At 69.3% G+C, this 13,504-nt stretch carries 18 protein-coding genes; 12 read left to right on the forward strand and 6 right to left on the reverse strand.

Annotation, left to right across the window (positions count from 1 at the left end; genetic code table 11):
- The first annotated feature begins 19 nt into the window (after positions 1 to 19).
- Positions 20 to 1,258 carry an MFS transporter gene (locus ABZU75_RS21710; RefSeq protein WP_355556952.1) on the forward strand — a complete coding sequence of 413 codons (1,239 nt, stop codon included), beginning with the start codon at positions 20 to 22 and terminating at the stop codon, positions 1,256 to 1,258.
- A 307-nt stretch (positions 1,259 to 1,565) separates the two neighbouring features.
- On the opposite strand, the gene ABZU75_RS21715 is transcribed toward ABZU75_RS21710, so the two are convergent.
- Positions 1,566 to 2,042 (reverse strand): DUF6194 family protein, encoded by a 477-nt coding sequence (locus tag ABZU75_RS21715; RefSeq protein ID WP_355556955.1) that lies wholly within the window; start codon positions 2,040 to 2,042, stop codon positions 1,566 to 1,568.
- Between the two features lie 87 nt (positions 2,043 to 2,129).
- Here ABZU75_RS21715 and ABZU75_RS21720 point away from each other — a divergent pair, with 87 nt between their 5' ends.
- Complete coding sequence (locus ABZU75_RS21720) at positions 2,130 to 2,873, forward strand: MerR family transcriptional regulator (RefSeq protein ID WP_355556958.1); 744 nt, start codon at positions 2,130 to 2,132, stop codon at positions 2,871 to 2,873.
- 294 nt (positions 2,874 to 3,167) lie between these two features.
- Positions 3,168 to 3,359, forward strand: coding sequence for a hypothetical protein (locus ABZU75_RS21725; protein ID WP_355556961.1), 192 nt, complete (start codon positions 3,168 to 3,170; stop codon positions 3,357 to 3,359).
- Between the two features lie 341 nt (positions 3,360 to 3,700).
- On the opposite strand, the gene ABZU75_RS21730 is transcribed toward ABZU75_RS21725, so the two are convergent.
- Positions 3,701 to 4,108 (reverse strand): RidA family protein, encoded by a 408-nt coding sequence (locus tag ABZU75_RS21730; RefSeq protein WP_355556964.1) that lies wholly within the window; start codon positions 4,106 to 4,108, stop codon positions 3,701 to 3,703.
- A 77-nt stretch (positions 4,109 to 4,185) separates the two neighbouring features.
- Here ABZU75_RS21730 and ABZU75_RS21735 point away from each other — a divergent pair, with 77 nt between their 5' ends.
- On the forward strand, positions 4,186 to 4,824 hold the full coding sequence (locus ABZU75_RS21735) for a TetR/AcrR family transcriptional regulator (RefSeq protein ID WP_355556968.1): 639 nt from the start codon (positions 4,186 to 4,188) through the stop codon (positions 4,822 to 4,824).
- 308 nt (positions 4,825 to 5,132) lie between these two features.
- On the opposite strand, the gene ABZU75_RS21740 is transcribed toward ABZU75_RS21735, so the two are convergent.
- Complete coding sequence (locus ABZU75_RS21740; RefSeq protein WP_355556971.1) at positions 5,133 to 5,567, reverse strand: MarR family transcriptional regulator; 435 nt, start codon at positions 5,565 to 5,567, stop codon at positions 5,133 to 5,135.
- A gap of 118 nt (positions 5,568 to 5,685) precedes the next feature.
- Here ABZU75_RS21740 and ABZU75_RS21745 point away from each other — a divergent pair, with 118 nt between their 5' ends.
- The 5 genes from ABZU75_RS21745 to ABZU75_RS21765 all read left to right on the forward strand — a co-directional run bounded on the left by ABZU75_RS21745 (position 5,686) and on the right by ABZU75_RS21765 (position 8,583).
- Positions 5,686 to 6,543 (forward strand): SDR family NAD(P)-dependent oxidoreductase, encoded by an 858-nt coding sequence (locus ABZU75_RS21745; protein WP_355556974.1) that lies wholly within the window; start codon positions 5,686 to 5,688, stop codon positions 6,541 to 6,543.
- Between the two features lie 72 nt (positions 6,544 to 6,615).
- Positions 6,616 to 6,927, forward strand: a complete 312-nt coding sequence (locus ABZU75_RS21750; RefSeq protein WP_355556977.1) for a hypothetical protein — start codon at positions 6,616 to 6,618, stop codon at positions 6,925 to 6,927.
- An 80-nt stretch (positions 6,928 to 7,007) separates the two neighbouring features.
- A complete protein-coding gene (locus tag ABZU75_RS21755; protein ID WP_355556980.1) occupies positions 7,008 to 7,148 on the forward strand; it encodes a hypothetical protein in 141 nt (46 codons plus the stop codon).
- A gap of 272 nt (positions 7,149 to 7,420) precedes the next feature.
- On the forward strand, positions 7,421 to 7,972 hold the full coding sequence (locus ABZU75_RS21760; RefSeq protein WP_355556983.1) for a YciI family protein: 552 nt from the start codon (positions 7,421 to 7,423) through the stop codon (positions 7,970 to 7,972).
- Positions 7,969 to 8,583: a class I SAM-dependent methyltransferase gene (locus ABZU75_RS21765; protein ID WP_355556986.1), complete on the forward strand. Its 615-nt coding sequence runs from the start codon at positions 7,969 to 7,971 to the stop codon at positions 8,581 to 8,583. The genes ABZU75_RS21760 and ABZU75_RS21765 overlap by 4 nt, the downstream gene beginning before the upstream one ends.
- Before the next feature lie 300 nt (positions 8,584 to 8,883).
- Here ABZU75_RS21765 and ABZU75_RS21770 read toward each other — a convergent pair whose 3' ends face one another.
- Positions 8,884 to 9,486, reverse strand: a complete 603-nt coding sequence (locus ABZU75_RS21770; RefSeq protein ID WP_355556989.1) for a CGNR zinc finger domain-containing protein — start codon at positions 9,484 to 9,486, stop codon at positions 8,884 to 8,886.
- Between the two features lie 42 nt (positions 9,487 to 9,528).
- Here ABZU75_RS21770 and ABZU75_RS21775 point away from each other — a divergent pair, with 42 nt between their 5' ends.
- Positions 9,529 to 9,918 carry a RidA family protein gene (locus ABZU75_RS21775; protein ID WP_355556992.1) on the forward strand — a complete coding sequence of 130 codons (390 nt, stop codon included), beginning with the start codon at positions 9,529 to 9,531 and terminating at the stop codon, positions 9,916 to 9,918.
- 127 nt (positions 9,919 to 10,045) lie between these two features.
- The gene (locus ABZU75_RS21780) at positions 10,046 to 10,270 is read left to right on the forward strand and encodes a Tn3 family transposase (protein WP_355556995.1); all 225 of its coding nucleotides are present in this window, start codon (positions 10,046 to 10,048) and stop codon (positions 10,268 to 10,270) included.
- Here the strand turns inward: ABZU75_RS21780 and ABZU75_RS21785 are convergent.
- Together ABZU75_RS21785 and ABZU75_RS21790 are read right to left on the reverse strand one after the other, a co-directional pair.
- Positions 10,208 to 10,870 carry a response regulator transcription factor gene (locus ABZU75_RS21785; RefSeq protein WP_355556998.1) on the reverse strand — a complete coding sequence of 221 codons (663 nt, stop codon included), beginning with the start codon at positions 10,868 to 10,870 and terminating at the stop codon, positions 10,208 to 10,210. The two genes, ABZU75_RS21780 and ABZU75_RS21785, sit on opposite strands and share 63 nt — an antisense overlap.
- Positions 10,867 to 12,045, reverse strand: coding sequence for a histidine kinase (locus ABZU75_RS21790; RefSeq protein ID WP_355557001.1), 1,179 nt, complete (start codon positions 12,043 to 12,045; stop codon positions 10,867 to 10,869). The genes ABZU75_RS21785 and ABZU75_RS21790 overlap by 4 nt, the downstream gene beginning before the upstream one ends.
- A gap of 163 nt (positions 12,046 to 12,208) precedes the next feature.
- Between ABZU75_RS21790 and ABZU75_RS21795 the strand changes: the two genes are divergently transcribed.
- The gene (locus ABZU75_RS21795) at positions 12,209 to 13,441 is read left to right on the forward strand and encodes a lipase (protein WP_355557004.1); all 1,233 of its coding nucleotides are present in this window, start codon (positions 12,209 to 12,211) and stop codon (positions 13,439 to 13,441) included.
- Positions 13,442 to 13,504: the final 63 nt, after the last annotated feature.

The raw sequence follows: 13,504 nt of genomic DNA on the forward strand, positions 1-13,504 counted from the left end.
CTATGTGATCGGAAAGCCGATGCCCGCTGCCCCCCTCACCGCGCCCACCCGTCAGACACGCCTGGCCCGCGCCGCCGTCGCGGCGCTGTTCCTCACCAACGGCGCCGTGTTCTTCAACATCATCCCGCGCTACCCGCAGATCAAGGCCGACCTCGGCGTGAGCAACGCCGTCTTCGGCACCGCGCTGGCCGGGTACCCGATCGGCGCGCTGCTGGCCGGGCTGCTCGCCGGAGCCGCCATCCGCCGGTTCCACTCCGCGCGCGTGGCGGCGTTCGGGATCGTCGTGACCACTCTCGCGACGCTGGTCATCCCCTTCGCGCCGAACTGGGTCGCGCTGGGCGGCGCGCTGTTCGTCGTTGGCGCTCTGGACGCGGTCGTCGACGTCGCGCAGAACGCCCACGGCCTGCGGGTCCAGCGCCTCTACCGGCGCTCCATCCTCAATTCGCTGCACGGGGTGTGGAGCATCGGCGCGGTCCTGGGCGGCGTGATGGGCTCGGCCGCCGCCGGCCTGCGCATCCCCCTGGTGGTCCATCTGAGCATCTCCGCGACGCTGTTCAGCATCGTCGCCATCGTCGCGTACCGGTTCCTGCTGCCCGGCCCCGAAGACATCGAACGGCCCGCCGAAGCTCAGGACCTCGGCGCCGCGGGCGGCCATCCGGCAGCCCCGCCACCCCACCGCAAAGGCCGGCGTTCGTTCACCGATTCGGCCGTATGGATGCTCGTCGCGCTGGGCGTGCTGGCCGCATGCGGTGCGCTTGTCGAGGACGCCGGCGCGTCCTGGGGCGCCCTCTACCTCAGCGGCGACCTGCGCACCGATGCCGCCACCGCGGGGCTGGCCGTCGTGGCGCTTCAAGTCGCCATGACCGTCGGCCGTCTCGCGGGCGACCGCGTCGTGAACCGCTTCGGCCAGCGCACCGTCGTCCACGCCGGCGGCGCCCTGGCAGCCGTCGGCATGGGCGCCGCCCTCGCCGTGCCCACCGTGGGCACCGCGCTGGCCGGCTTCGCGCTCGCCGGGCTCGGCGTCGCCACCCTCGTCCCCGCTGCCATGCACGCCGCGGACGAACTGCCCGGACTGCCCGCCGGTACCGGTCTGACCATCGTCAGCTGGCTGCTGCGTGGTGGATCCCTGCTGTCCCCGCCCCTCGTCGGATTCGTCGCCGACCTCACCAGCCTGCGCGTCGGCCTGCTCTCCGTCGTGCTGGCCGGCGTCATCACCGTCGCTCTCGCCCGCGTTCTGGTGGACCGCACCCCGGCCTAGGCTGGGGGTTTGCCCCGAACGCGCTGTCCGCTTCCGACCCCAGGGGTCGATCGGGGCGTCGGCTCCAGGGAGCTGGGGTTCATGCTTGAGGGCTGTCGCGTGCAGCCGCTCGGGGAAGGTGACACCGGTGAGTTCCTCGGAGGCGGTCCACAGGCGCCGGACGGTGTCCGGGTGCGTTGATTGGCCACTCCCTGCTCACGGCGGCCCCCAACGGTGCTCTTGGACGAGCCATCGGAGACCAACCAGCAGGCAGACCTCGGGTGGGGAACGCCACCTCAAACTCCATGATCTCCAGGGCCACCTCACGTCAGCGCGCCGTGGATTCAGCGCGTCGCTCATAGCGCGAGCGTGCGAGGTGATGGGCCGTACACAGCAGCTCACGGGTTGCCGCTTCAGCACGCGAGCCCGGGTTCAGCACTGCCAGCCAGCCGGCGGCGCCGTAGACGGGGTGCGCGATCACGGTGTCGGCAGCGCTGGGGTCGACCTCGGTGGCGGCTGATTCGCGTGGCGCGTGACCGGTCCACCGGATGAACGCTTCTTTCCCGGCGGAGATGTTCACGCGGAAGGTGTCCGGCCGGTCCAGGCGCGATGCCTCGTCGCCGGGGTAGTTCTTGGTCACGACCGTCGCGAAGGGCTGGGTCGTTGTCGGGGTGACACCATCAGGCGCGTAGTAGAAGAAGGTGTCGCCCCAGCTGATCTCCGGCGAGCCGTCGCCAGGTGCCGGCCTGAGGGTCAAGACGCCGTCGAGGCCGCCGATGAAACTGATGATCTCGTCTATGGTCATGTGCTCTAGCGTTTCATTAAAGTGCTTATGGAGACTTTGGGGCTGAGGGTGAGGGGTTTCGGGGTGTCAGGTCTCAAATCGTGGGGCATGCGTACCGTCGATGTCGCGCGGCGTGCCGGGTGCTCCGTTCAACAGGTGCGCAATCTCGAACGCGACGGTGTGCTGCCGCCGGCGACGCGCACGGCTACGGGCTACCGGATCTATGGAGAGATACATCTACAGTCCGCGTTGGCCTACCGAGCCCTCGCGGCAGGCGCGGGTCCTACTGAGGCCAAGAAGATCGTTCGGGCCGTCCACCGGTCACCTACCTCGCAGGTGCTCGCCCTTCTCGACGCGGCGCACGCCCGGCTCGACGCGGAGCGCACGGAACTGAGGCAGGCCGAGGAGGCCGCCCGGGCGATCTCCAGCGAGCCGATCGAAGACGTACGCGCATCGGACTCGATGGGCGTCTCCGAACTCGCCGCCGCCCTCGGCGTGCGCCCTTCGACGTTGCGGCACTGGGATGCCGAGGGTCTTGTCGTCCCTGACCGCGACCCCGCGCGAGGAACGCGGCGATACACACCCAACCAAGTGCGGGATGCGCGGATCGTTCACCAACTGCGCAGGGCCGGTTACCGCATCGCCCCCCTTCGGGCCCTCATGCCGGAGCTACGGCGCGCCCGCCGATTGGAGGACGTCGCCTCCGCGCTGGCTGCCAGAGGCGCCGGCATCGCGGCTCGCTCCAAAGCCCTCCTCGACGGTGCCGCCGCACTCAGTGCTGTGCTCTCGCTCGCCACCTCAGCACCCCGCGACCCTGCCTGCGCGGAACCCGCGCAGGTGGGGTGCCGTTAAGAAACGTCTCACCAGCCGCAAAATGAGAGAGAAGACGCAGGTCAGCGGCTTGCATCGAGGAGCTGCGATGGGTCCGACCGGTCGAACCTTCCTGACCTGCAGAGACGTTGCGGTTTGCGGCTGGTAACACGTTTCCTAACGGGGCGCCGCCCTTGTCCTTGCCCCGTCGCGGATCGCGGTCACGGGCGACTCCGTCGGTGGTCTGGGACAATCTAAACCGGCACACCTACACCGAAAAGCGGCAGTTCATCCTGGCCAGCGGCGACTGGCTCACCGTCTTCCGGCTGCCGTCGTATGCCCCTGACCTCGACCCGGCCGAAGGTTATCTGGTCGCTGCCGAACCGGGGCGTGCCGGCCAATCTCGCCGTGTGCGGCCTCGACCACCTGATCAGCGTCATCAAACACGGCCTAAAGAAGATCCAGTACCGTCCGTATCTGATAGACGGCTGCCCGGCCGAGACCGGCCTGGCCCTCAAACCACCGTGACTTCACGCATTAAAGATCAGTGAGCGATGCCCAGGACGGCGGGCGGCCCGGCCGGCAAGCGGCTGGGGCGCCTGAGCTGGTGCACGGAGCCGCGCCCCGCGTGAGCAGGCGTTCTTCTCCCAGGAAGGCACTCGGCACCGGACCGAACCGCCCTCGACCAGGACCGGCACGCACCTCCTCGGCTTCACCGCCACTACAAAAACCTCAGCGAAGAGGAAGGAGCTTCACCGATCCCGAGATCTCCTCAAGCGCCACAGCGACGTGCTCCACACAGAGAACGCCCTGGCCCTGGGGCGGGATGACCTGCATAGGCGCTCGGGAACCCCGAACTTATTTCTTATTCAGTTGATGACCGCGGTGGCCTCGACCTCGACCAGGATGTCGGGCTCGGCCAGTGCGGCGACGCCCACCCCGGTGAGCGGCGGGAGCGGGGTGACGCCCAGCTTCGCGGAGGCCCGGGCGACTCCCTCCACAAACAGGGGCATCTTGTCGGGGGTCCAGTCGACGAGGTAGACGGTCAGTTTCGCCACGTCGTCGAAGGAGCCGCCGACCTCGGCCAGGGCGGTGGCGATGTTGAGGTAGCACTGCTCGACCTGGGCGGCGAGGTCTCCTTCGCCGACTCTGCCCCCATCGGCATCGCGGGCGACCTGGCCGGCGATGAACACCAGCTTCGATCCGGTGGCGACCGACACCTGCCGGTAGATGTCGACCTTCGGCAGTCCTTCGGGGTTCACCAGGGTGATGGCCATGTTGACTCCTTGTCGTGAGAGCCCGTGGGCTCGGGATCCCGAAACTATAGCAGTGCAATGCTATGTATTCTGGTGCCATGGCGAGGACGAAGGACCCAGCGGTCCGCACTCTGCTCATCGAGCGGGCCGCACACATGCTCCGCACCCGCGAGCCCATCACCCTGCGCTCACTGGTGGCCGGGACCTGCGTATCGACGATGGCCGTCTACACCTACTTCGGCGGCATGGACGGCATGTGGAAGGCGCTGCGACAGGAGGGCTTCACCCGCCTGGGGGCCAAGTTCTCGACGGTGACCACGTCCGAGGATCCGGTTCGGGACCTGACCGCCCTGGTCGCCGCCTACCTCGGCAACGCCCTGGACCACCCCGACCTGTACCGGGTCATGTTCGACGCGAACTTCGACCTCGAAGACCTCAAGGCCGCGGACGCAACCCTGGAGTATTTGGTCCAAGCCGCCCGACAGGCCAGGGACACCGACCGCTTCCGCGCCGACACCGACCCGCTGGAACTGGCGATCCAGAGCTGGGCCATCGGCCATGGGCTGGTCTCCCTGGTCGCCAACGGCCCTCTGCCCCGCCAGACGCTTGACCACGGCGCCCCCATGCTGACCGCGCTGTTCATCGGCGCAGGAGATCAGCCCGACAGATGTCGCGCCTCGGTCGAGCAGGGTTGGAAGCAACTGCCCCCACCCGGCCAGGAGCCGGGGGCCGGGTAGGAACGCAACGGCGAGTCCCGATACGTTCCTCCCCGCATCGGAGCTGTCCGAGAAAGGATCCTTTGACGATCATGATCGACTGGCGGCGTGTGCGGCTTCGTAGCCGTGTTGATCACGTGTGAGAACCGTGCCGGAAAGTCCGAGGCGTCCAGCAACCCCCGGTAACCGTTTTTGCCACGCGTCCGGTGATGCGTCGCGGTGGTGCCCGGAGTCGGCGCGAACGCTTCTCCTTTGGGGCTCATGACACGAACCCAAGCGCAAGGCCTCCTGATGGTTGCGGCCGGTTCTCGCCCCTACGGCACCACGTGTCAAACGCCAAGGCCCGCGGCGATGGCGTCGAGGAGTTTGCCCAGGTCCACCAGTTGTTCGCGCTCCAGCGTCCCGAAGACCTCGCGCAGGACGCGCTCGCCGGCTGCCGTACCGGCGGCCAGCGCCCTGGCGCCCTCCGGAGTGAGGCTGACGAGTTTGGAGCGCCCGTCCTCGGGATCTGCCGCCCGTTCGACCAGTCCCTCGCGCTCCAGCGCCTCGACGGACTGGGTGACCGACCGAGGGGCGTGACCGAGTTCTTGCGCCAGTGACGACTGCCGCATGGCACCGCGCCGATCGAGCACCTGCAAGACCTTCGTGCGGGCCAGCGACAGCCCCCCGGCTGCCATGCCGTCGTCGACGACTTTGCGCAGGCGGTATCCGAGCGACAGGTACCGCAGTCCGATCTCCTCGGGTGTCGCCATCCGGTCACTCATGGTCATCACTCTTCACCGCCGCTCAACTGTTGAGGTACCTCATTGAATGCTACCTTAATGAGGTACCTCATCACTGCCCTTGAGGGGAGAGCCCATGAACACCCGGCCCGTCATTGTCATGACTGGTGCAACGAACGGCTTGGGCCGCCTGGCCGCTCTCGACCTGGCCCGCACCGGCGCCCGCCTCGGCATCGTCGCCCGCAGCCGGCCCAAAGCAGACGCGCTGCGGCAGGAGATCGAACAGATCGCCCCCCAGACCCCGGTGGATGTCTTCCTTGCCGATCTGTCCCTGCTCGCCGATGTTCGGCGGTCCGCAGAGCAGATCGATGCGCACTATCCGCGGATCAACGCACTGATCAACAATGCGGGTCTGCATGCCTTCTCCCAGCGGGTCACCTCTGAGGGATTCGCCGAGATGACCGCAGTGAACTACCTCGCGCCCTGGGCGCTCACCAACGCTCTGCGCGACAAGCTCACCGCCTCGGCACCCGCCCGGATCGTCACGGTCGCCTCCCGGGCCTCACGCCGGGCCAACATCATCGACCCGTTCAAGGACCTGACCGACACGGCGGACTTCACCCGCCGCGAGTCGAGCCTGCTGTACGGCCGGACCAAGCTGATGGACATCATGTTCACCCAGGAACTCGGTCGCCGGCTTGAGGGAACGGGCGTCGCGGTCACCTGCCTGTGCCCGGGCTTCAATGCCACCGGGCTCGGGCGTGAACTCCCCCTCGCCGAGACCCTGGAGAGGGTCCTCACCCGGCTGAACATCGGCAACCCCCAGCACGGCGCCGACATCATCGTGAAACTCACGACCGACCCCGCCTTCGCCGGCATCACGGGAGGCTACTTCGCCGCCAAGACCGCCAGGCCATTGGAATGCCCGGAGGTCGGCCGCAGCGAAACAGCCCAGCGCGCGCTGTGGGATGCCACCGCCGAACTCCTCCACGACCCTCGCCAACCCAACAGCACTTGAAACGCTCAGGCCGGAGCCGATCCGATGTGACCGTCGCGGCGGCCCGAAGCAGCTGCAGCAGCACCGCCGACGTTGAGACGCTGGTCGGTCACGGCCCATGTCCATCACGACGACGCCGGGACGCAGTTCCTCGGCCAGGCGCACGGCTTCGTGCCCGTTGGCGGCCTCGCCCACGAGTTCCAGGTCGGGGGCGGCGGTGATGATCATCTGCAGGGCGGCGCGGATCAGCGGCTGGTCGTCGGCCAGGACGATGTGGACCGTCATCGCACTGCCGCCGGCAGGGGCAGGCGGGCCGTCACCCGGAAGCCGCCCTCGGGACGCGGTCCTGCGGAGAAGCTTCCCCGCAGCATGCTGGCTCGCTCCCGCATCCCGACCAGGCCGTAGCCGCCCTCTGCCTTGCGGGAGCCTCGCCCGCCGTCGAGGACCTCGACGGCCGGCTCGTCGTCCCGGACAGTCCAGCCTGGATGTTCGCCCGGCTGGCCTGGCTGCCCGCGTTCGCGGTGGCCCTGCTGACGTGCTGGACCGCGTTCCACGCCCATGAACATCGGCGGCACGAAGAACCCGGCTACCGCACGACCACACCCGAGCAGCCGCAGCCACGCTGATCATCGTCTCTCCGGGCATCGCGTGGTGACCGGCGATGTCCCGAACCCGATCCAGTTGGCGAAGGCGTCGCAGGACTCGACCATGTTGGTGGCACGGGTGATGTTCTCCCGCAGCGCGCCGTCGGAGGCCGGGCGTGGGTCTGGTCGACGCCCGCGAGGCGTGCGCGGGAGCGGTCAGCTACGGCCAGGGACGAAGTAGGCGTTGATCGCGCGGTGCACCCGGGTGTTTCCGGGATGACTTGTGCGAAGTGATCTGTTGGTAGGTGAAGACTATGGGCATGGAGTTCTTCTGCTACCACCGCGACCGGCCCGGCTCCGTAGCGCTGCGCGACGAGCTACTGGAAGAGCATTGGTCCTATATGGACCGGTATGCGAAGGAGATGACCGCCCGGGGCCCGACCCTCGCCGGCGACACACCCACCGGCAGCGTGCACATCGTCGACCTGCCCGATCCCGTCGCCGCCCGCGCGTTCGCCTTCGACGAGCCGAACTACCAGGCCGGCGTGTACCGGGACGTGTTGCTGCGACGGTGGCGCAACACGCTGGGGCGCACCATGTGGGACTTCCCCGGCGGCCGGACCGGCGGCAACCGGTACCTGGTGCTCGGCCTCGGCACGGGGCAGGCCGCCGACCTCGCCGTACCGCCCGACCGGGACGTGCTGATCGCCTACGGGCCGTTGTTGTCCGACGACGGCGCCACCTGGCTGGGCACGGCGGCGCTGGTCCGGGCGCCGGACCCGGACACGGCACGCGCCATCCTGACCCCGGACCGGTACGCCGACATCGAGGTGCACGACTGGCAGTTCGGCGGGCGGCCGTCATGACCCGAGGACGTCCAGGTAGTGACGGCAGGCGATGGAACCACAACATCCATTACCACCCCCGCATCCTCAGCGCGGTCCCCGATGGCGCCCAGCGCGCCCTCGACGTCGGCTGCGGCGAGGGCATGCTCGCCCGTGAACTGCGGCAGGCCGTGCCGCACGTCACCGGCATCGACCTCGACGCGCCCAGCATCGACCAAGCCCGCGAGCACCCGGACGACATCGGCTACATCCTCGGCGACTTCCTCACCCATCCCTTCGAGCCCGCCTCGTTCGACGTCGTCGCATCCGTGGCCACCTTGCACCACATGGACGCCGCCACCGGATTGGCCCGCATGCGCGACCTGCTGCGCCCCAGCGGCGTCCTGGCCATCGTCGGCCTCGCCCGCAGCACCATGCCCAACGACCTGCCGCGCGACCTGGCCGGCGTCGCCGCCGGTACCTTCCACCGCGCCACGAAGGGCCACTGGGAGCATCCGTCCCCCATGGTGTGGCCGCCACCGGTGACCTACCCGCAGATGCGAGCGCTGGCCGCCGAGATCCTGCCCGGCTCCCGGTACCGCCGCCACCTGCTGTTGCGCTACAGCATCACCTGGCGCAAGCCGCAGGGCTGAGCGGGGCCGACCGGCCAGGTCCTGCGCGACCCCGCAGGCAGCGGGCCGCCGCAGTCGGCGCAGGAAGGGGCCGCCGAACTACGGCTCACACACCCCATTCTCACGCAACGTCGCAGACCGCACCTTGCTCGCGGCGGTCCCGCCCAGCGCCGCACGGCCTGAACTGAGAACTCAAGGTCCGAAACGGACATAGGCGTTCGCCGGGCACCTCCGGCCCGCCGCCACGAGGCCATCGATCGGCCCCATGGGAAGTCAGTGGGAACGGGCACGTACGGGCTGGGACAACAGCTTGAGGCTGTGTCATGGGTTCATGGCCCGCCGGGCGCGGAGAGCCCGGAGCTTGTGGCGGTTGCCGCAGCGCTCCATCGCGCACCAGCGCCGAGCGCCGGGGCGGGACGAGTCGACGAACACCAGCGGGCAGTCGTCGCTCGCGCACTCGCGGATGCGCCCGGAGAGCGGCCCGGACAGCAGCTCGATCATCTCCCGCGCCAGCGCCGACAGCGCTTGCGTTGCCCGCACCGGCGGCGCCCACCCCGCGGTCGTGCCGCCGGCGGCGAGCTCGGGGACCAGCGGCGCCGCGGCCGCGGCCCGGTTGATGGCCGCGACCGCCCCGGCGGGGAGGGGGCGACGCGCCGCCCGGGCGTGCGCCGCGTCCCAGATCGCCTGGCGGAGGGCCTTGGCCGCGGTCAGCTCGCGGGCCGTCACGGGGACCGTCATGACCGCGGCCAGCGGCGGCTGGGCCAGCCATTCACCTAGGTCGGCGGGCTCGTGGAGGGTCTCGAACACCGCGTACCGGCCCTCGCCGCCCGTGTGGGCGAAGTCCAGGCAGACGGCACCGGCGTCGAACCAGAAGGACCCTCCCTTGGGGTCGTGCAGCACCCGTCCGGTTGCACTCGCTCGCATAAAACCACTATAACCGGTGTCATCGTCAGCGGAGGGCGGCACATGAGCACACGGCACATCAACCCTGAGGGGCTGCACCGCAACCCGGCCTTCAGCCAGGCCGTCGTGGTCGAACAGCCGACGAAGACGATCTACATCGGCGGGCAGAACGGCGTCGACGCCGCCGGTAAGGTCGTCGGTCCCACAGTCGGGGAGCAGAGCAGCCAGGCGTTGCGCAACCTCGCGACCATCCTGGAGAGCGAGGGGGCGAGCCTGGCGAACATCGTGCACTGGTCCATCGCCGTGGTGGACGGCCACGCATTGAACGAGGGTTTTGCCGCCTTCCAGCAGGCGTGGAACCCGGCCGACCCACCCCCGGCCATCACGGTCCACGTCGTCGCCGGCTTGGGCCCCGGGTTCCTCGTCGAGATCGACGCCGTCGCCGTCGTGTGACGCCCCGGGGGCGGGACCATCCCCCGGTCGTCGGGTTGACCCGGTTTTGATGCTGGGTACGACCCGGCAGCGACGACCAGGTGGAGGTCGCCCGTCATCATGCGCGCCCTGGACCCAGAGGTGATAGATGCCGTGGCGCCTCACCCTGCTCACCAACGCCGTGATCACCTGGACCACCGAGTACTACGGCAAGGCGATCGGCGAGCTCCGTGCCCAGGGCCGCGACGTCTCCGACGAGCTGCTGTCGTTCATCGCCCCCAGCCGCCGGAGCGGGACCCGTACGGGCTGGTCAACCCGGCTGGATGAGGCGGGACTCGTAGGCGAAAACCACGGCCTGTACCCGGTCGCGTAGCTGGAGTTTGTCCAGGATTCTGCCCAAGTGGGTCTTCACGGTTGCTTCGGCCAGGTGCAGGGCCGCAGCGATCTCCGCGTTGGATAGGCCGCGGCCTACCTGGATGAGCACTTGGCGTTCGCGGGTGGTCAGGCGGGCGAGTCGTTCGTCCTGACCGGGACCGCTGCCGTTGAGCAGTTGCGGGGCGAAGTTCTCCAGCAGGCGACGGGTGATCCTCGGGGACACCACCGCGTCGCCGTCGGCGATGCTGCGGATGGCGGCCAGCAGATCGTCCGGGCGGGAGTTCTTCAGCAGGAAGCCGGACGCGCCTGCCTTGAGGCCTGCGAAGGCGTATTCGTCCAGGTCGAAGGTGGTCAGAATGAGCACTCGGGTCTGCGGGCAGTCACGGACAATCCGGCGGGTGGCCTCGATGCCGTCGGTGCCCGGCATGCGAATGTCCATGAGGACGACGTCGGGGTGGAGCTGACGTGCCAGGCGTTCGGCCTGGGCGCCGTCGGCGGCCTCACCTACCACCGACATGTCGGGCTGGATCTCGAGAACCATCGTGAAGGCCATGCGCAGCAACGACTCGTCATCGGCGAGCAGGATTCGAATCGTCACGCCGCGCTCCCGCCTCGCGAGCCTTCCTGGAGCATCCCATGGTGGGGTGCGGTGAGATCCAGCCGGGCCGATACCTGCCAGCCTCCTGCCGGGAATGGACCCGCCCAGAAGGTTCCGCCGTAGGCGGCCACCCGGTCGCGCATGCCTTTGATGCCGTGCCCGCCGCCGATGGTTGCCGGGGTGGTGCCGTTGTTGGTGACCTCCAGGGTGACGGCCTCGGGCGAGACCTCGACCCGGACCTCGGCACGGGTTCCGGGCGAGGTGTGTTTGAGCGCGTTGGTCAGGGCTTCCTGGACCAGGCGGTAGACGGTGAGCTGGGCGGCGGCCGGGATCTGGGCGGCGTCGCCGTACACCTGGAGGCTGGTTGCGAGCCCGGCAGCTCGCAGCCGGTCGACCAGGGCCGGGAGCTGGGCGAGACCGGGCGTTGGGTGCCGCCGCAGGTCTTCGGCCGCCCGCAATCCCGTCCCATCGGCAGCGTCCGGCTCGTGGTCATTGGCGTGCAGGGCGAGGCTACGGCGCATGTCGGCCAAGGCCTGGCGGCCGGTTTCCGCTATCTGGCCGATGGCGGCGGCCGCCTTGTCCGGGGCACTGGCGCGGACGTAGTGGGCGCTGTCAGCGAGAGCGATCATGACGGAGAGGTTATGGGTGACGATGTCGTGCATGTCGCGTGCCATCCGAGCCCGGTCCTCGGCGACCGCGAGCCGGGCCCGCTGGTCGCGGTCGCGTTCCAGCGCGGCGAGGTAGGCACGCCTGGTCCGCATGCTCGTGCCGGTGACGGCCGCGGCGGCAGTCATCGCCGTCAACGCCACCACCGACAGGAGGAACCGCCCCTCTGGCGCCCACCGTGCCGAGGCCAGCACCGCCCCGGCCTCGACCACCGCCGCGGCCGCGAGCGTGCGCCGCCACGTCGCGTGCGTGCCGACGCTGTACAGGGCCACCAGCAGCGCCACGTCGGCGGGCAGTTGCACACCAGCCAGCCACTGAAGGCCTGCCACCGCCGCGATCAACGTGAACACCGTCAGCGGGGCGCGCCGCCGCCACACCAGGGGCAGCACAAGGCCGACCTGGAGGAGAACAACCTCAAGACCGCCCCGCAGAACCTGGCCGGGGCCGAGTGTGACAAGGAAGATCACGGCGGCCAGCAGGGCGTCGAGCATCCAGGGCCGGCCGTTCATACCGCCACACTAAGCGACCTACCAGCCCGAATTCTCTCCTCCTGCGGGAGGAGGGTCAGCCCGAAGTCGTATGGCCGGATCAGCTCCCTGCCGCTCGTGCGGGCCGGAAGACCGCTGGAAAGCTCCTGAACCACGATTACGCATCGAGAACGGAGCCGACCACATGCCGACCACCGCATTCACGCGCCGCCGCGTGGCCATCGCCTCGCTCGCCCTCGCGACCACCGCCGCCATCACGTTGACAGCCCACCCCGCCAACGCCTCCTCCGTCACGGCCGCGATCACCGGCAGCGGCGCGACGATCGCCGAGGCAGCCACCAGGCTCGCCGTTTCCTCCGCCCCTGCCACCAGGTTGACGTTGCCTGCCCCCACGGGGCGGTATTCGATCGGCACTCGCGCGTTGCGGCTGGTCGACTCGTCGCGGCGGGATCCGCTGGTGAAGGCGCGGCCGTATCGGGAGCTGATGGTGAGCCTCTGGTATCCGGCCGGACCCTCCAATCGTCCTTTGGCACCGCACATGTCACAGATGGCGGCAGCCGACTGGGACCGGCATTCGGCACCCGCGATGGGAATCAAGCAGGGCAGCATGGACTGGGCTGCCACGACGACCCACGCCCGGGAAGGGGCGCCGGTCGGCCGGAAGGCCGGGTCGCTGCCGGTGGTACTGTTCGCGCCGGGGGACGGTGGACCGCGGACCCTCGGCACGGTGCTCGTAGAGGAGCTGGCCAGCCGTGGCTACCTGGTGGTCACCGTGGATCACACCTACGAGGCCGATCAGGTCGAGTTCCCCGGGGGGAGGGTCGAGCGGGCCGTCCCGCTGCCGTCGAAGCTGACGCCGAACGTCATCGCGAAGCTGCTCAGAAAGCATGCCGAGATCCGCCTGGCGGATATGAGGTTCGTACTCGACCGCCTCGACAAGATCGCCGGACTGCGCGGTGTCATGGACCTCTCGAAGATCGGGATGCTCGGCCAGTCCATCGGCGGATCCGTGGCCGCCCAGCTCGCCCACGACGACCCTCGCATCGACGCGGGCGTCAACCTCGACGGCTCCTACGTAGGTCCCATAGCACGGACAGGGGTGGGCAGGCCGTTCCTGCAGTTCGCCGCCCAGGCGCACACCCGGGCAGGCGACCGTACCTGGAAGTCCTTCTGGAACGCCTCCAGCGGGTGGAAGCGCGAGCTGAGACTGGCCGGCGCGGCGCATGGATCGTTCACCGACCTGCAGGTCATGCTGCCCCAGGTCAAGGATCTCGTCGGCACGATCGATCCGGCACGGTCGGTGGCAGCGCAGCGTGCCTACATCACCGCCTTCTTCGACCTGCATCTCAAGGGGCAGGCCACACACCTGTTTGACATGCCGGACCAGCGCTATCCCGAGATCACGCTGGTTCCCTGACCGCCGGCCGCCACGGACGAGCGAGGGCGAGTCGCCGACCGCGGTGGTGGCGGCCCACCACCG

Origin of the sequence: Streptosporangium sp. NPDC005286 (assembly GCF_040607515.1) — a bacterium.
Classification (GTDB): domain Bacteria; phylum Actinomycetota; class Actinomycetes; order Streptosporangiales; family Streptosporangiaceae; genus Streptosporangium.